The sequence below is a fragment of the Streptosporangium sp. NPDC048047 genome, assembly GCF_040653115.1.
Lineage (GTDB): Bacteria > Actinomycetota > Actinomycetes > Streptosporangiales > Streptosporangiaceae > Streptosporangium.
On sequence record NZ_JBEZNH010000030.1, the window covers coordinates 62935 to 79877 of the forward strand.

Consider the following 16943-nt stretch of genomic DNA (forward strand, 5'->3'; position numbering starts at 1 on the left):
CGTGCCAGCGTACGGCTTACGCCGTGATCAAACGGGCGTTTTGTGGAGATTCGCGGCGTACGGCCTGCCCGGCACGGCACACCGTAGGGCACGGCCCGCACGGCCCGTCACGGCATGCCGAGAAGCCGTACGGCCCGCACCCGTCACAGCGCGTCGCGCGGTTCGTTCTGCGCCGCCGGGGACAGGTTCCGCCCGCCGAGCCACGCCTCGATCACCCGGGCGATCCGGGGACCGGCCTTGCCGTCCCAGAGGGGCGGCAGCTCGCCCGACGGCGTCGCGGCGCCGGCGGCCAGGGCCCGGTCCGCGGCGGCGGGAAGCTGCGCCGGGGTGACCAGGCGGTTGGTGCCGTGCGTGACGGTGACCGGCCGCTCGGTGTTGGGCCGCACGGTCAGGCAGGGCACGCCCAGCATGGTGGTCTCCTCCTGCACGCCGCCGGAGTCGGTGACGACCAGGGCCGCCCCGCGCACCAGCGACAGGAAGTCGACGTACCCCAGCGGGTCGACGATGGACAGCCGCTCGCCGTCCACCAGGCCGGCCTCGGCCAGGCGGGTCCGGCCGCGCGGGTGCAGCGGCACCACGACCGGCAGCCGCTCGCTCACCGCCAGCACGGCGTCGACCAGCTCCTTGGCCGCGGCCGGGTCGTCGACGTTGGCCGGGCGGTGCAGGGTCGCCACCGCGTACCGCTCGCCCAGCCCGAGGCGGGAGCGGACCGGGGCCGGGTCGAGCCGGTCCAGCGCGGAGAACAGGCTGTCGATCATCGGGTTGCCGACGAGATGCACCCGGGCGGGGTCCACGCCCTCGTTCGACAGGTGGGAGAGCGCGTCGGGCGAGGTGGCGAAGAGGATGTCGGACAGCGCGTCGGTGACGACCCGGTTGACCTCCTCGGGCATACCTCGGTCGAAGGAGCGCAGGCCCGCCTCGACGTGCGCGGTCGGGACGTGCAGCTTGGCGCAGACGAGGATCGCCGCGAGCGTGGAGTTCACGTCGCCGTAGACGACGACCAGCGCCGGGCGGTGCGCCAGCACCACCTCCTCCAGGCCGGTCAGCAGGGCCGCGGTCTGGCGGGCGTGCGAGCCGGACCCGACGCCGAGGTTGGCGATCGGCTCGGGCAGGCCGAGGTCGGCGAAGAACACGTCCGACATCAGGGCGTCGTAGTGCTGGCCGGTGTGGACGATGCCCTGGCGCACCCCCAGACCCGCGAGCGCCCGCACGACCGGGGCGGCCTTGACGAAGTTGGGCCGCGCGCCGAGCACGTGCAGGACGAGCGGGTCCTCGGGGGCCGGAGCCGTCTCCGTGGGGGCATAGTCCCTCACTGACCTCGCCTTTCATCCGGGAGTAGGTCAAACGTTGCCTATGGTACGGTCACGGCGTGGTATCCGACGCCAGCAGGCCAGAGTCCCCCAAGGTATCCGCGAGGACGGCCCGAGCCGGTCTCGGCGGGCTGCTGAAGGGGTTCGCCCAGCACCCCGTGATCGTGTCCCGCGTCGTCGCGGCCAAGGTGAAGTCCGACCCGGTCCGGGTGGCCCAGGCCGCGGCGGAGACCCTGCCGCCGAAGCTGCGCCCCGTCGTGGGCAAAGTCGCCTGGCCCGCCGCGCGCCGCGCGAGGTTCGTGTTCCGCAAGCTCGGCATGCGCGTGCTCAAGGGCCCCTGGAACGACGCCAAGGAGCACTTCGACTCCGGCCGGATGACCGACGCCGTCGCGGTGCTGCAGCCGTACGTCAAGTACCCCTTCATCAACCGCAGGGCCACGTACTACGCGGGCGAGCTGGCCGCCATCCAGCCGAACCCGATCCCGCCCAAGCCCAAGGTGATCGTGGGCGAGCGCGTTCCGGGGCGGGTGCTGCACTGCGTCACCAACGCCCTGCCGTACACGCAGGCGGGCTACACCGTGCGGACCCACCGCATCGTCACCGCGCAGAAGGCCGCCGGGCTCGACCCGCACGTCGTGACGAGCTGGGGCTGGCCGATGATGCAGGGCCACGCCGACGCCGAGCCGTACGAGGAGATCGACGGGATCCCCTACCACCGGCTGCTGCCCGACGGCGGCGAGGTGCCGTTCGAGAGCCACGGCCGGATGATCCGCGGCGCCGGCGAGGTGACCGAGCTGGTCAGGACGCTGCGCCCGCAGGTGCTGCACGCCGCGACCGACCACCGCAACGGCTCGGTGGCGCTGGCCGCCCGCGAGCGGACCGGCACGCCCCTGGTCTACGAGGTCCGCGGCTTCCTGGAGGAGACCTGGGCCTCGCGCGATCCCAAGCGGGTCGGCAGCCAGCGGCAGGTGCTGCAGCGCGAGCGCGAGGCGTTCATCATGCGCTCGGCCGACGCCGTGGTCACCCTCGCCGAGACCATGGCCACCGAGATCGCCGAGCGGGGCGTGCCGCGGGAGCGGATCCACCTCGCGCCCAACGCGGTGGACGACTCCCTGCTCACCGCCTCCTACGACGGCCCGGCCTTCCGCGCCTCCTACGGCATCGAGCCCGGCGAGATCATCATGGGCTCGGTGTCGAGCATCGTGGGCTACGAGGGCTTCGGCACGATGATCAGCGCCGCCGCGCTGCTGCGCGACCGGGGCGCCCCGATCAAGGTCCTGCTCGTCGGCGACGGCGCCGCCCGGCCGGAGCTGCTGGAGCAGGTCGAGGAGCTGGGGTTGCAGGACATCGCGATCCTGCCCGGCCGGGTCGGCCCGGACGAGGCGCTGCAGGCCCAGGCGGCCATCGACATCTTCGTCTGCCCCCGCGAGGACCTGCGGGTCTGCCGGCTGGTCACGCCGCTGAAGCCGGTCGAGGCGATGGCACTGGGCAAACCGGTCGTGCTGAGCGACCTGCCCGCGCTGTCGGAGCTGGTGGGCACCGACGGCGCCGGCCTCCTGGTCCCGCCGGGCGATCCCGAGGCGCTCGCCGACGCGCTCGCCGCGCTGCGCGAGGACCCCGAACGGCGTGCCGCGATGGGCGAGGCGGGACGGGCCGAGGTGGCGGCGAAGCGCACGTGGAGCCGGGTCGCGGAGACCTACCGCGAGATCTACCGATCCCTCATCGATCGATGACCGTCCCCCGTGAGCTGTATGACCAGCTGTTTACGAGGCGTTCAGTCGCATTAGACGTGCCTCGTGCCGACTTGAGATAGCCTTTGCCACCATGAAGTGTTGTTTCCGGCATTCCAGGGTCGCGCCGTGAGCGAGCGAAGCGAGCACGCCGACGGGCGGGGCGACCTCGCGGGCGTGGCCGAGGAGGCCCATGACGTGGGTGTCTACGACCTGGCCGTCATCGGTCTCGGGTATGTCGGCATGCCCCTGGCCAAGGAGGCCGCGGCGGCGGGCCTGCGGGTCGTCGGCTTCGAGGTCGACCCCGCCAAGGTCGAGGCGCTGAACGCGGGCCGCTCCTACATCGACGACCTCACCGACGCTGACCTCGACCACATGCTGGCCGGCGGGTTCCGCGCCACCCTCGACGAGTCGGTGCTGGCCGCGAGCCGCACCATCGTCATCTGCGTGCCCACCCCGCTGGACGAGGACCACCGCCCCGACCTTTCCGCCGTCGAGGGCGCCACCGCCACGGTCGCCCGCAACCTCTCCGCCGGCGCCCTGGTCGTCCTGGAGTCCACCACCTGGCCCGGCACCACCGACGAGGTCGCCCGCCCGATCCTGGAGGCCTCCGGCCTCGCCGCGGGCACCGGCTTCCACCTCGCCTTCTCGCCCGAGCGCATCGACCCGGGCAACCCCAAGTACGGCCTGCGCAACACCCCCAAGGTCGTCGGCGGCTACACGGCCGCCTGCCGCGACCGCGCGGTCGGGTTCTACTCCCAGTTCGTCGAGCAGGTCGTGCCGGTCAGCGGCACCCGCGAGGCCGAGATGGCCAAGCTCCTGGAGAACACCTACCGGCACGTCAACATCGCCCTCGTCAACGAGATGGCGATCTTCTGTGACGAGCTGGGGGTCAACCTCTGGGAGTCCATCGAGGCCGCGGCCACCAAGCCGTTCGGCTTCCAGAAGTTCCTGCCCGGTCCGGGCGTCGGCGGCCACTGCATCCCGGTGGACCCGTCGTACCTGTCCTACACGGTCCGCAAGCTGGGCTACCCGTTCCGGTTCGTGGAGCTGGCCCAGGAGATCAACGAGCGGATGCCGTCGTACGTGGTCGCCCGCGTGCAGCGGCTGCTCAACCGGCACAGGAAGGCCGTCAACGGCGCGAAGGTGCTGCTGCTCGGCGTCACCTACAAGCCCGACATCGCCGACGAGCGCGAGACCCCGGCCCTGCCGGTCGCGCGGGCCCTGCTGGAGCTCGGCGCCGACCTGGTCTTCGCCGACCCCCACGTGAGGGAATGGCGGGTGGACGGCGTCGAGGTGCCGCGCGAGGAGGACCTGCACCGGGCGGTCGCCGAGGCCGACGTGACGCTGCTGCTGCAGCAGCACGCCGCCTTCGACCTCACGACCATCGAGGACCACGGCCGGCTCGTGCTCGACACCCGAGGCGTGCTCGCCGAGGGTGAACGCGTCGAGCGACTCTGACGGCGGAGGCTGCGCGCAGTGCACGTGCTCGTCATGACGGTGGTGCATCACCCCGAGGACGCCCGGATCCTGCACCGGCAGATCCGGGCGCTCGTCGATGCCGGTCATGAGGTCACGTACGCCGCGCCGTACACCGCGCGGGGCGTCATGGCCCGGTCGTGGGTGAACGGCGTCGACCTGCCCCGGGCGGCGGAGCGCAAGCGCCTGTCCGCCGTGCGCGCCGCCCGCAAGGTGTTCAAGCGCATGCGCGACCAGGTCGACCTGGTCGTGATCCACGACCCCGAGCTGCTGGTCGCGGTCGCGGGCGTGCGCGGACGCCCGCCGGTGGTCTGGGACGTCCACGAGGACACCCCGGCGACGCTGTCGCTGAAGCCCTGGCTGCCGGCGCTCCTGCGGCCCCCGGTACGGTTCCTGGCCCGCATGTTCGAGGGCGTGGCCGAGCGGCACCTGCACCTGCTGCTGGCCGAGCACGCCTACGCCGGCCGGTTCAGCCGCACCCACCTGGTCGTCCCGAACGAGACCTGGGTGCCCGACGCGGTGGCCGAGCCGGGCGACGACCGCGTCGTCTACCTCGGCTGGCTGTCGGAGGCGCGCGGGGTGCACGACGCCATCGAGGCGGCCCGGCTGCTGCGGCCGCACCGGGTGGCGGTCGAGCTGATCGGCTACGCCGACCCGCAGTCCCGTCCGGCGCTGAACGCGGCGGTGGCCGAGGGGGTGCTGGAGTGGCGCGACTTCATGCCGAACGACGAGGCGCTCAAGCGGCTCGACGGCGCGCTGGCCGGCCTGTCGCTCCTGCACGACGAGCCCAACTACCGCCACTCCATGCCGACGAAGATCGTGGAGTACATGGCCCACGGCGTCCCCGTCATCACCACGCCCTCGCCGCGCGCGGTGGAGCTGGTCGAACGCTACAACAGCGGTGTGGTCGTGCCCTGGAACGACCCCGGGGCGGTCGCCGAAGCCGTGCTGTTCCTCCGGAATGATCCCCGCGAACGGCATGCCCGGGGCGCCCGAGGGTATGCGGCGGCCCGTGCGAACCATCACTGGCCGAACTCCGCCCGCCGCTTCGTGGCCCAGCTGGAGGAGTGGGGCGGCGTCAAGAGCTGACCTCTTGTACGGGTTGTACGGCGAAATGGCTTACGTCCACCTGATCACGAGAACGGTAGTGTCCTGATCGTGCGCTGGTTCACGGCTCTGCTCGGCGTGGCGATCCTCGCGGCGGTGGCGGCGGTCGTCCTGGTCCTCCCCAGGAACGGCGGGAAGGCGTCCGGCGACGGGACGCCGATCGCGTCGTCGTCGGTCCCCGCGCGGACCCCCTCGACCCCCGCCCCGAAGGCCGAGGAGTTCACCGACCCCTGTGGAACGTTCGACACCGCCGTGCCCACGCCGTACGCGGTGACCGGCTACTGGCTCATCCCCACGGCCGACCACTGCACCTGGCGGCGGCAGTTCTCCGCCATCCACCGGCTGGGCGGCGACACCGTGATCCGGATCGGCTGGGGCCTGCAGGCCCGCCGCGTCGACGACCAGGGCCGCGTCCTCGACAAGGCCGGCGAGGAGATCGACCCCCGCTACGAGCCGTGTGTGGAGGACGGGCTGTCCTGCGAGGCCGCGGCCGAGCGCGACCTCAAGGCCGCCAACCCCGGCAACCGGGTGAGCTGGACGTTCGTCTACCGCACCGACGAGGCGTTCGGCCCCGGCCTGTTCCGCTGCCCGGAGTTCGAGCGGAAGATCCCCGTCGGCAAGACCGTCTTCTACCGCCTCATCGTCAACGAGGACGGCAGCGACGACCCGACCTGCGACAACATCAGGGCCAAGGGCCGCGGCTACCACGTGATCCTGATCGCCGCGGCGGAGCAGGACAGCCTCACCGAACTGCTCGACCTCGGCGACCGGTTCGGGGTGAAGGTCTTCCCCGCCCTGCCGCTGGCCCCGCGCGACCCGGCGCAGCAGTCCCGGGCCGCCAGGCAGGGCACCAACACCCTGACCACCCTCACCCGGCGCATCCTGCAGGACTACGGTGACCGCTTCGGCGACCGGACCTCGCTGGGCGGCTTCTACCAGCCGTTCGAGGTGCAGATGCGCGACATGCGCTACTCGGGGTCCAACGACCCCGAGGAGGCGGCGAAGGACCACCCGACGCTGCGGGTCTACGCCTCCCAGCACGAGATCGTCGAGCAGGAGATGCCGGGAAGGCCCATCCTCGTCAGCCCCTACCTCGACGCCCGCAAGAGGCTGCCGATCAGTGCCACGCCCAAGGAGGTCGCCCGGGGGTTCGAGGCGCTCGCCAGGACCGGGGTGGGCATCATCGCGCCGCAGGACAGCCGCGGCACCGGCAAGGTCGGGCTGTTCTGGCCCGACGAGCGCGACGAGAAGGTGGACGAGCGGCTGCGCCCGGTCGTCGGGGAGGCCGACAACGGCACCGCCTACCACGGCTCGACCCGCGACTACTACCGGGAGATGTCCGCGGCCCGCGACCGGATGGCCGAGCAGGGGCACGACGTGCAGCTGTGGGCCAACGTGGAGGCGTTCGAGCCGTCCCAGGGGGAGCCCTGCGAGGCACGGACCGGCAGCCGCGGCCGTACCGACAAGAAGCGGCTCGACGCGGCCGTGACCCAGGTCGGCCGCTACGTCTCCAAGATCGTCTCCTACATGTGGAGCGACTTCTTCACCTGCGGTTCGCCGTCGCTGTCGGAGGAGATCACCCGCGACTGGAACCGGCCCATCCCGGTGGACGCCGTCCGCCGGCCGCGCGACATCCAGGACGGCGTGGAGATCCGGGGCTACAACATGCCGATGGGCGCGAAGGTCACCCTGAAGTGGGAGGGGCAGGAGACCCCCAAGGTCGTCGAGGTGGCCGGGGTGAACCTCAACCCGCCCCCGCCGGACCAGCCCGCCCGGATGGAGACGGCGTGGGTCCCCTTCGACTGGACCCAGGTGCCGCCCGGTCTGTGGGTCGAGGTCGAGGTCACCGCCCCCGACGGACGGCCCGCCGCCGAGGCGCTGCACGTCCGCGTCGCCCTCTGACCGGTGTAACGTGCCTGACATGGTTCCGCGCATTCCCGTCAGCGTGGATCTGGTCGTCCTCACGGTGCGCTGCCAGGCGCTGAGCGCGCTCGTCTGGCGCCGCGACAGGCCCCCCTACGAAGGACGCTGGGCCCTGTCCGGCGGATTCATCCAGCTCGACGAGGACCTCCCGGCCGCCGCTGCGCGGATCCTCGCCGAACGGGCCGGTCTGCCCGGCGCCCCGGTCCACCTGGAACAGCTCCAGACCTACGGCTACCCCGACCGTGACCCGCGTCAGCGCGTGCTGAGCGTCGCCTACCTCGGCCTGGCCCCCGACCTGCCGGCCTCCACCGAGGCGCACATGAGCTGGGAGCCCGTCTCCTCGCTGTGCGACATGGCCTTCGACCACCGGCGCATCATGGTCGACGGGATCGAGCGCGCCCGCAGCAAGCTGGAGTACACCCCGCTGGGCGCGGCTTTCTGCCCCCCGGAGTTCACCGTCGCCGAGCTGCGCCGGGTCTACGAGATCGTCTGGGGCCGCCCGCTGGACCCGCGCAACTTCCACCGGAAGGTCACCCGGGCCGAGGGCTTCCTGGTGCCGACCGGCCGCACCACCACCCGCGACGGCGGCCGCCCCGCCAAGCTCTACCGCCGCGGCCCGGCGACGCTGCTGCACCCCCCGATGCTCCGCTCCCTGAAGGACTGACCGCCTGGCTCCTTCAAAGGGCCGGGGCCCTCGGAGGGTGACGGGTTCAACGTTTGACGATGGCCGCGATGTCGATGTCGATCTCGAAGGGAAGACTGAGCTTGAGCCGGTCACGATGGGAGCCCGTGAGGGTGTAGGCGCGCGTCGCGGGGTTGAGCTGGTGGACGTGAACGGTGGGCTGGCCGTCTTCGTACTCCACCCGCCAGAAGTGGGAGATGCCGGCCTCCGCGTACAGCTGGGGCTTCCTGTTGCGGTCCCGCTCCGCCGACTCCGCCGAGACCACTTCGACAGCCAGGAGCACGTCCGACGCCTCGTAGAAGGTCCGCATCATGTCGGAGGCCGCGTGCGCGTGGAGCACCACGATGTCGGGCTCGGGACGCTGGCGCTCGCCCAGCTTCAACGTCATCTCCCTCTCCACCCGGAGGTGGTCGGGAGCCGCCTGATCCAGCTCCTTCTGCAGAGCGAAGATCATGACGGCGTGGAAGCGGGTCTGGGGGCTCACGAAGACGAGAGTGCCATCGATCAGCTCGGTGTGCGGGGGGATTCCCCTGAGCCGGTCCAGGTCATCGGCGGTGAAGCCCCCCGCGGGCGGGATCACCCAGGAGGGCAGGGGCTCCGTCTCGGGCAGGCCGGCATCGGGGGTCTCGGCCGCGTGCGGCGGTGCGATGCTCATGTCGTCCTCCCGGTCGGGCAAGCCTCTCACCTCCAGTGTTCCAGGATCATGCCCCGTGCGCCCGCCGTTCTCCCGTCCGGGCGATCCTCCTAAAGTAAGAGCATGCCTCGTTTCCGCGCCATCCTGGACACCATGCCCGCCTACAAGGCGGGCAAGGCCGTCGTGTCACCCGACGGCCGGTCCTACAAGCTGTCCTCGAACGAATCCCCCTACGAGCCGCTGCCCTCGGTGGTCGAGGCCATCGCCAAGGCGGCCACGGAGATCCACCGCTACCCCGACCCGGCCGCCGCCGGCCTGACCGGCGCCCTGGCCGAGCGGTACGGCGTGCCGCCGGAGCACGTCGCGCTCGGCGGCGGCTCGGTGGCGGTGGCCCAGCAGCTCTTCGAGACCGTGGGCGAGCCGGGCGCCGAGGTGGTCTACGCCTGGCGGTCGTTCGAGGCGTACCCGCTGCTGGCCGACCTCGCCGGGACGACCTCGGTGCGGGTCCCGCTGGCGGGTGAGACGCACGACCTGGACGCCCTGGCCGAGGCGATCACCCCGCGGACCCGCATGGTGCTCGTCTGCAACCCCAACAACCCCACCGGCACGGTCGTCCACTCGGCCGAGCTGGAGGCGTTCCTGGACCGCGTCCCCGAGGACGTGCTGGTCATCCTCGACGAGGCGTACCGCGAGTACGTCAGGGACGCCGACGTGCCCGACGGCCTCTCCTACTACCGCTCCCGGCCCAACGTCGCCGTGCTGCGCACGTTCTCCAAGGCGTACGGCCTGGCCGGGCTCCGGGTGGGCTACCTCATCGCCGACGAGCCGGTGGCCTCCGCCGTGCGCAAGACGATGGTGCCCTTCGCGGTCAGCCACCTCGCGCAGGCCGCCGCGGTCGCCTCGCTCGCGGCCGAGGACGAGCTGCTGGAGCGGGTGGACGCCGTGGTCAAGGAGCGCACCCGGGTCCGCGAGAGCCTGATCGGCCAGGGCTGGGAGGTGCCCGTCACCGAGGCCAACTTCGTCTGGCTCCGCCTGGGCGAGCGCACCACGGCCTTCGCCGAGGCCTGCGCGGCGGAGGGCGTGGCGGTGCGCCCGTTCGCCGGGGAGGGGGCGCGGATCTCCATCGGCTCCCCCGACGCCAACGACACCTTCCTCGCCGCCGCCGAGGCGTTCCGGAGCGCCTGACGGCCCGCCGCGGGCCCGCGCCGCCGGGCCCGCGGGTACGGGTCCGCGGGCACGGCCCCGCCCCGGCGTGCCGCCGGGTTCACCTACACGGCCGCCGGTTCCTCCTCCTCGACGGCCGCCGGCGTCCGGCCGCGGCGCTCGGTGGAGACCACCAGGGCCACGCCCAGGACGATCACCAGGCCCGCCACGAGCATCGGGACGGTGACCACCTCTCCCACGATGATCGCGCCCAGGGCGACCGCCACCGCCGGGTTGACGTAGGCGTAGGTGGAGACCAGTGAGATCGGGGCGTTGCCCAGCAGCCAGACGTAGGCCGTGAAGCCCACCAGGGAGCCCATCGCGACCAGGTAGGCCAGCCCCGCCCAGGACGCCCCGGAGACGGCCCCGAAGTCCACGCGCTCGCCGACGGCGAGGGCGGTCAGCACCAGTCCGGTGCCGCCCGCGGCCATCTCGACCGCGCTCGCGGCGAAGGGGTCGGCGGGCATCGGGATCCTGGCCGACAGGAACGAGCCGATCGACCACGACAGCGACGCCAGCAGGATGACGGCGATCCCCGTGCCGTCGCTGTGGCCGCCCCCGCCGGTCAGCGACAGCCCGGCCACCCCGGCGAATCCCAGCAGCACACCGGCGAGCGTCAGCGCCCGCGGCCGGTCCCTGGCGACGAGCCGCAGGACGACCAGCCACAGCGGCACCGAGGCGACCAGCAGCGCGGCCAGCCCGCTGGAGATGTGCTGCTCGGCGACGGCGACCATGCCGTTGCCGCCGTTCAGCAGCAGCAGCCCCACCAGCGCGGCCCCGCCGGCCTCCTTGGCGGTCATCCGGAAGGCCCGCCGTCCCCGCAGGGCGAGCACCGCGAGGGCCAGGATCGGGGAGGCGAGCAGGAAGCGCATCGCGCCGCTGCTCAGCGGTGGGATCGTCTCGATCGCGAACCTGATCCCCAGGTAGGTGGAGCCCCACACGACGTACACGATCGCCAGCGCTCCCCACACGAGGAACGGCCGGGGGTTGACAGCAGTGTCACGGCTCATGACTCATGACAATAGTCCCTGTGGCCGATCGTCACATCGCATATTTCAGACATTCATGTCGCATGTTTCGGACACCGGGCGGGCGCGGAAGGGAGCCGCCGGCCTGGGGGGTGAACCGCGGAGCCCGGGGGCCCCGCCGTACGAGGGCGGGGCCACCCGGCCGCGGAAGGCCGCGAGGGGCTCGGTGACCGCACGGCGGCCGTTCCACGGTCGCCTCGGTGATCGCTCGCTGACCGGGCAGCGGCCGGTCGGCGGACGCCTCGGTGGCCGCTCGGCGAACCGCACGGCGGTCGATCGGTGGCCGTGCCGGTGGCCACCTCGGTGGCCGCCTCAGTGGCCGCCGAGCTTCTCCACGATCAGCCGGTACAGCTGGCGGGGTCGGCCCGGCTGGGGGGTGCGGTTCGGCGGAAGCGGCCACGCGAGTCCCTCGTCCACCAGCGTGCGCAGCAACCGCCGTGCCGTCCTCGGGGTGACGCCGAGCATCTTGCCCGCGCTCTCGGCGTCCACCACCGTGTCCCCGCCCTCCAGCTTGGCCGCCAGCCTGGCCAGCACCTCCACGCCCTTCGGCTTGAGCTGCCCGCCGCCTTGGGGAGGCATCCTCGGCGCCGGGACCAGCGCCCGGCCCTCGCGGTCCACCGCGAAGCCCTGCGCCTGCTTGCCCGCCTGCGTGCGCGCCATGGCCGCCCGGGCATGGGACTCGGCGTCGTGGGCGGTACGGCCCATGCCGACCCCCACCTCCACCGCCAGGCCCAGCTCCTCCCGGACCCGCGCCGCGAACGGCAGGACCCGGAACCCCTCGGTGGCCGTGGCCACCGAACCCCGTGTCGCGGTCACCATGTAGCTGTGGTCGTCGACCGGGGTCACCGCGGCGTTGATCCGGTTGGCCTCCTGCACCAGCAACCGGTGCAGCGACAGCCGCAGCTCGTCCCGCCAGTGGCGCGGCGCGGCCCGGCGGACCGGCTCACGCAGCGTGGGCACCTCCACCAGGATCACGGTGAGCTGCGACTCCTCCAGCCGGTGGTGGGCGCCCAGCAGGGTCGCGGTGTGCAGCGCCGTACGGATCGCCGCGGAGGTCGGGCGGATCCTTATCGCCGGCACCCCGACCGCCTGCAGACGGTCGGCCACCGCGGGCAGGCACGTCAGCGCGCCGCTGCTGAGGCCCTGGCGGACGAGGCGCTCGTGGAAGGCCGTGATCGTCCCGGTGGCCCCGGGCTCGTCACGGCTGTGCACCTCGCCGGCGGGCAGGCCCAGGTCGGCGTAGGCCTCCTCGACGTCGGCGCGGTTCAACACGTCCACACTGACCCGCCGCGGGTCGATCCGTTCGTCCAGCGCCGCCCTCGCCAGCGCGGCGATCAGGGCGGCGCCGCCGAGCTGCACGTACGTCGCGGGCATCGTCAGCACCCCCGAACGCCGGGCCAGGTCGTAGGGGACGGGGCTGGCGAACAGGCAGGCGTCCACCCCCGCTCCCAGGCGATTGACCTTGTCGGAGGCCTCCTGCTCGTCCCGGTACGCAGCGGCTACCAGGCGACAGGGCAGCGGGGCCGCCGCGTGTCCCATCAACATCACTCGCTCGACGAGGTCATGGGGTCCCACGACACCGATAGTTAGGTCCGGTGTCATGGCACCCGGGCGTGACACTCGTGGAGCTTCTTCAGCCCGCTCGACCAATGTTCGTCCCATCATGCCATCCGTTTGTTTCGGCTCTCTTTTGGAACGATCGCTTGTGAAGGCCGTAATGTCACGCCTGATTTGATGTCAATTCTGGAGGCAAGTTCGGGGCTAAACCCCTTACTTCCGCCGTTTACACAGGTCATCCTGGCTTCAGGGGAGGTGCGAACCCGGCGATTACGCGGGAGAAATCTCCCGGGTCACATCGCCGCCCAGGGCCTGCATACGGTCGGCGAGATATGAGTGGCCGCGGTCGATGAGATATCCCGATTCGATGACGGTCTCTCCTTCGGCGGCCAGACCGGCGAGCACGAGGGCGATTCCCGAACGGAGGTCGTGTGCCGTCACCGACGTTCCGGTCAGCGGAGTGGCGCCGCGGACGACCGCGCTGTTCTCCTTGACCTCGATGTCGGCGCCCATCTTGTTCAGTTCGGAGGCGAGCGCGAACCGGCCGTCGAAAATGCGCTCGTGAATGTAGCTGGCGCCGTCGGCGAGACAGGCGACCGTCATGATCGGCGACTGGAGGTCGGTGGCGAAGCCGGGATAGGTGTCGGTGATGACGTTGATCGGGCGCAGCGGGCGGTCCCGGCGCACGTGGAGGACGGCGCCGTGGTCGGCGAACTCCACCCCCATCTGCTCCAGCTTGTAGCGGACCACGCCGAGGTGGTCGAGGTCGGCGCCGACCAGGTTGACCTCGCCGCCCGTGATGGCCGCCGCCATGGCGAACACGCCCGCGTCGAGACGGTCGGGCATCACGGTGTGCTCGACGGCCTGCAGCTCCTCCACGCCCTCGACGGTGATGAAGCCGGTCCCGCCGCCGCTGATCTTCGCGCCCATCCGGGTCAGCATGTCGATCACGTCGAGGACCTCGGGCTCCAGCGCCGCGTTCTCGATCACGGTGGTGCCGCGCCCGAGGACGCCCGCCATGATGAGGTTCTCGGTGCCGGTGTGCGAGGGGGTGTCGAGGTAGAGGGTGGCGCCGGTGAAGCCGGCGGCCTTGACGTGGATGACGGCGTCGCCCTCGTCCACCACCGCGCCGAGGCGCTTGTAGCCCAGGTAGTGGAAGTCGAGGTTGCGGCTGCCGAGGTTGCACCCGCCGACGCCCTCGATGATCGCCTCGCCGAGGCGGTGCAGCAGCGCGGGCACGAACAGCACCGAGCCGCGGAAGCGGCGGGCGATCTCCGCGGGCAGCACCGGGCTCTTCAGCGTGGAGGCGTCGATGACGAGCGTCCGCTCCGCCTCGTGGAGCTCGACCTTGGCGCCGATCGCCTCGGCCAGTTCGACCGCGCGGCGGACGTCCTCGATGATCGGCACGTTGCGCAGAACGGTCCGGCCCTTGGCCGCCAGGAGCGCGGCGCCGATCATGGGGAGGACGGCGTTCTTGGCACCCTGGATGAAGGCGGTTCCACGGAGGGGATTGCCACCGCGCACGCGGTAACGGACCATTCGTAATGCTCCTTGCAAGTGGGGCGGTTGTACGTCTACGGCGAAGCGCGACAGCCGGGGCGGCTCCGGCCAACAGTAGCCGCTGGATGTCCCTGAACAGGCCGCTTCGTGCGGGAACTACCCCTCGAACGGCCGAACAGTCGGAAGGCGCGGACCGGGGTGGCGGTCACGCGTCCGCCGGGCGGCCCCGGGGGGAACGATTTCATTCATCCGGCCCGTGTCCCCCGCGCCGCGGGAGTCAGCGGGGAGGCGGCGGACAGCAGGGTGTCGGCGCGCTGGTCGACGAAACGGGTGACGATCTGCTGGCCGTACCCGAACGCCATGGCCCACACCAGGATCGCCGGCTGCGAGCCGAGCCCGGCGAAACCGGGGACGAAGCCGGAGTTCAGGATCAGCAGGCCGAGCACGGCGGTGGCGACCCCGGCCGGCGCCTTGAGGAGGTTCTGCACCACGGCCAGCGAGTAACGGGTGGACTGCTCCGACCGGGTGGACAGCGAGGCCGCGGTGGCCAGCGCCGCGCCCAGCATCCCGACCAGGGCGACGAGGGGGACGTCGCCGTGGCCCGGACTGCGCCCGCCGGTCGGGCAGATCTGCGCGGGCATCAGCCCCTGCGCCTGGATCACCGCCTGGTTCCCGCACATCGGGACGACATCGGGCCAGATCGCGCCGACGGCCACCAGTCCCAGCACGAGCAGGGTGAGCATCACCACCCCGGCGAGCAGCAGGTTGCGGAAGCTGCGGACCCGCCCGGTCTCCATGGCCTGCGCGGTGTAGGCGGCGCGCAGCACCGACTGCATCAGCGGCCTGTCGTCCTCGCCCAGGTCGCCGGCGGCGAGCCTGGCCTGCAGGTGCACGAGGCGGGGGTCGTCGGCGGGGAGGTAGGCCCGGCCGATCGCCACGACCTCCGGGCACCTGCCGCACAGCTCCACCGTGGGCAGCACGCCGTACAGCATGACGGTCGCGCTGTTGATGTTGGACCAGGCGCCCTCGATGGCCTGGCCGGTCAGCCAGCGCCGCAGCCCGTGCCTGCTGCGGGCGTAGGTCTCCGCGCGGGCCAGGTGGGTGCCGATGCCCTCGCCGACCGAGACGAGCTGGCCCGCCTCGTCGCGCAGGGTCAGGGCGCGCTCGGCGTCGGCCCTGATCTCCTCGCTGCGCGCGGCGACGTACACCCGCCAGGTGCCCGGCCATCGCAGCACGCCCGTGTCGCCGATCCGTTCGAGCGACACCGGGGAGTCGAGCGTCATCGTTCCTCCGGGGGGCGGAAGGGACACGGCGGGACGGGCGGCACCTGCCCCCTGCTCATCGGGGCATGCCTCCTCCACGCTACGTCTCCCGCGCCCCCGCGGCCCCATCGCGGCGCCTCCGGCGTGTCCCGCGGACGTCCGTGCCGGCCGTACGGGGAGCGGAGCCGCGGGACGGGCCCGGGGCGCCGCGCCCGCGGATCAGAGGGCGCGCGACGCGATGTCGGTGCGGTGATGCGAGCCGCGCATCCGGACGCGGCCGACCGCCTCGTAGGCCGCCGCGCGCGCCGCCGCCACGTCGGGGCCGGTGCCGACCACGCTGAGCACCCGCCCGCCGCTGGAGACGACGCGATCGCCGTCGGCGGCCGTCCCGGAGTGCAGCACGTAGGCGTCCCCGCCGACGTCGGCGAGCCCCTCGATCACGTCGCCCCTCACCGGCTCGCCGGGGTAGTTCTCCGCCGCGACGACCACGGTCACCGCGGCGCCCCCGCGCCACGACAGCGGCCCGAAGCCGTCCAGCGTGCCGTTCGCGCAGGCCAGCAGCAGCCGGCCCAGCGGCGTGGCGAGCCGGTCGAGCACCACCTGGGTCTCCGGGTCGCCGAACCGCGCGTTGAACTCGATGACCTTCGGCCCGCCGGCGGTGAGGGCGAGGCCCACGAACAGCACCCCGGTGTACGGCGTGCCGCGCCGGGCCAGCTCGGCGACCGTCGGGACGACGGTCTCGGCCATCACCCGCTCCGCGAGGTCCGCGGGCGCCCACGGCAGCGGCGTGTAGGCGCCCATGCCGCCGGTGTTCGGCCCCTCGTCGCCGTCGTAGGCGCGCTTGTGGTCCTGGGCGGGCTGGAGCGGCACGGCCGTGGAGCCGTCGCACAGGGCGAACAGCGACACCTCGGGGCCGTCGAGGAACTCCTCGACGACGACCCGCCCGCAGGCGGCGGCGTGCCGCAGCGCCTCGTCGCGGTCGCCGGTGACGACCACGCCCTTGCCCGCCGCGAGCCCGTCGTCCTTGACCACGTACGGCGCGCCGAACTCGTCGAGCGCCGCGGCGGTCTCCTCCGGCGTGACGCAGGTGCGCGAGCGTGCGGTGGGCACGCCCGCCGCGGCCATGACCTCCTTGGCGAACGCCTTGGAACCCTCGATCCTGGCCGCCTGGGCCGACGGGCCGAAGCAGGGGACACCCGCAGCCCGGACCGCGTCGGCCACCCCGGCGACCAGCGGCGCCTCCGGGCCCACCACCACCAGGTCGGCCTCCAGCTCCACGGCCAGCCCGGCGACCCGCTCCGGGTCGGCCGGGGCCACCGCGTGGAGGGTCGCCACCCGCGCGATGCCCGCGTTTCCGGGAGCGCAGTGGACCTCGGTGACCTCGGAATCCGCCGCCAGCGCCCGGCACAGGGCGTGCTCGCGCCCGCCGGAACCAATCACAAGAACGCGCACGTGCGAGAGCCTATCGGTCCCCCGCGGGGCGGCGGTCCTCCCGGTTCGGCGGACGGCCGTCGCGGCCGGGAGTATC

At 72.6% G+C, this 16943-nt stretch carries 13 protein-coding genes; 6 read left to right on the forward strand and 7 right to left on the reverse strand.

The window, feature by feature from the left end; translation table 11 throughout:
* Positions 1–143 precede the first annotated feature (143 nt).
* Positions 144–1313 carry a UDP-N-acetylglucosamine 2-epimerase (non-hydrolyzing) gene (gene wecB / locus AB0D67_RS24105; RefSeq protein WP_362939826.1) on the reverse strand — a complete coding sequence of 390 codons (1170 nt, stop codon included), beginning with the start codon at positions 1311–1313 and terminating at the stop codon, positions 144–146.
* Positions 1314–1369: 56 nt separating this feature from the next.
* Here wecB and AB0D67_RS24110 point away from each other — a divergent pair, with 56 nt between their 5' ends.
* The 5 genes from AB0D67_RS24110 to AB0D67_RS24130 all read left to right on the forward strand — a co-directional run bounded on the left by AB0D67_RS24110 (position 1370) and on the right by AB0D67_RS24130 (position 8213).
* Positions 1370–3043 carry a glycosyltransferase family 4 protein gene (locus tag AB0D67_RS24110; RefSeq protein ID WP_362939829.1) on the forward strand — a complete coding sequence of 558 codons (1674 nt, stop codon included), beginning with the start codon at positions 1370–1372 and terminating at the stop codon, positions 3041–3043.
* A gap of 240 nt (positions 3044–3283) precedes the next feature.
* Positions 3284–4501: a nucleotide sugar dehydrogenase gene (locus AB0D67_RS24115; RefSeq protein WP_362939909.1), complete on the forward strand. Its 1218-nt coding sequence runs from the start codon at positions 3284–3286 to the stop codon at positions 4499–4501.
* A gap of 18 nt (positions 4502–4519) precedes the next feature.
* A complete protein-coding gene (locus AB0D67_RS24120; protein ID WP_362939832.1) occupies positions 4520–5608 on the forward strand; it encodes a glycosyltransferase in 1089 nt (362 codons plus the stop codon).
* A gap of 69 nt (positions 5609–5677) precedes the next feature.
* A complete protein-coding gene (locus AB0D67_RS24125) occupies positions 5678–7528 on the forward strand; it encodes a DUF4434 domain-containing protein (protein ID WP_362939835.1) in 1851 nt (616 codons plus the stop codon).
* Between the two features lie 19 nt (positions 7529–7547).
* Positions 7548–8213 carry an NUDIX domain-containing protein gene (locus tag AB0D67_RS24130; RefSeq protein WP_362939838.1) on the forward strand — a complete coding sequence of 222 codons (666 nt, stop codon included), beginning with the start codon at positions 7548–7550 and terminating at the stop codon, positions 8211–8213.
* 46 nt (positions 8214–8259) lie between these two features.
* On the opposite strand, the gene AB0D67_RS24135 is transcribed toward AB0D67_RS24130, so the two are convergent.
* A complete protein-coding gene (locus AB0D67_RS24135; protein ID WP_362939841.1) occupies positions 8260–8886 on the reverse strand; it encodes a Uma2 family endonuclease in 627 nt (208 codons plus the stop codon).
* A 102-nt stretch (positions 8887–8988) separates the two neighbouring features.
* On the opposite strand from AB0D67_RS24135, the gene hisC reads away from it, so the two are divergent.
* Positions 8989–10050, forward strand: coding sequence for a histidinol-phosphate transaminase (gene hisC / locus AB0D67_RS24140; RefSeq protein ID WP_362939844.1), 1062 nt, complete (start codon positions 8989–8991; stop codon positions 10048–10050).
* Between the two features lie 83 nt (positions 10051–10133).
* Here hisC and AB0D67_RS24145 read toward each other — a convergent pair whose 3' ends face one another.
* From AB0D67_RS24145 to purD, 5 genes are all read right to left on the reverse strand, one after another.
* Entirely contained in the window at positions 10134–11078 is a 945-nt protein-coding gene (locus AB0D67_RS24145) for an EamA family transporter (RefSeq protein ID WP_362939847.1), read from the reverse strand.
* 330 nt (positions 11079–11408) lie between these two features.
* Positions 11409–12698: a GTP cyclohydrolase IIa gene (locus AB0D67_RS24150; protein WP_362939850.1), complete on the reverse strand. Its 1290-nt coding sequence runs from the start codon at positions 12696–12698 to the stop codon at positions 11409–11411.
* A 225-nt stretch (positions 12699–12923) separates the two neighbouring features.
* Positions 12924–14192 carry a UDP-N-acetylglucosamine 1-carboxyvinyltransferase gene (gene murA / locus AB0D67_RS24155; protein ID WP_362939853.1) on the reverse strand — a complete coding sequence of 423 codons (1269 nt, stop codon included), beginning with the start codon at positions 14190–14192 and terminating at the stop codon, positions 12924–12926.
* A gap of 206 nt (positions 14193–14398) precedes the next feature.
* Positions 14399–15436 (reverse strand): hypothetical protein, encoded by a 1038-nt coding sequence (locus AB0D67_RS24160; RefSeq protein ID WP_362939856.1) that lies wholly within the window; start codon positions 15434–15436, stop codon positions 14399–14401.
* 198 nt (positions 15437–15634) lie between these two features.
* Positions 15635–16867, reverse strand: coding sequence for a phosphoribosylamine--glycine ligase (purD, locus tag AB0D67_RS24165; RefSeq protein WP_362939859.1), 1233 nt, complete (start codon positions 16865–16867; stop codon positions 15635–15637).
* Positions 16868–16943 lie beyond the last annotated feature (76 nt).

Coding starts and splice junctions, on each gene's coding strand:
- AB0D67_RS24135 (WP_362939841.1), bottom strand. CDS start 8,886: ATGAGCATCGCACCGCCGCACGCGGCCGAGACCCCCGATGCCGGCCTG.
- AB0D67_RS24150 (WP_362939850.1), bottom strand. CDS start 12,698: ATGACACCGGACCTAACTATCGGTGTCGTGGGACCCCATGACCTCGTC.
- AB0D67_RS24115 (WP_362939909.1), top strand. CDS start 3,284: ATGCCCCTGGCCAAGGAGGCCGCGGCGGCGGGCCTGCGGGTCGTCGGC.
- murA (WP_362939853.1), bottom strand. CDS start 14,192: ATGGTCCGTTACCGCGTGCGCGGTGGCAATCCCCTCCGTGGAACCGCC.
- hisC (WP_362939844.1), top strand. CDS start 8,989: ATGCCTCGTTTCCGCGCCATCCTGGACACCATGCCCGCCTACAAGGCG.
- AB0D67_RS24160 (WP_362939856.1), bottom strand. CDS start 15,436: ATGACGCTCGACTCCCCGGTGTCGCTCGAACGGATCGGCGACACGGGC.
- AB0D67_RS24130 (WP_362939838.1), top strand. CDS start 7,548: ATGGTTCCGCGCATTCCCGTCAGCGTGGATCTGGTCGTCCTCACGGTG.
- AB0D67_RS24145 (WP_362939847.1), bottom strand. CDS start 11,078: ATGAGCCGTGACACTGCTGTCAACCCCCGGCCGTTCCTCGTGTGGGGA.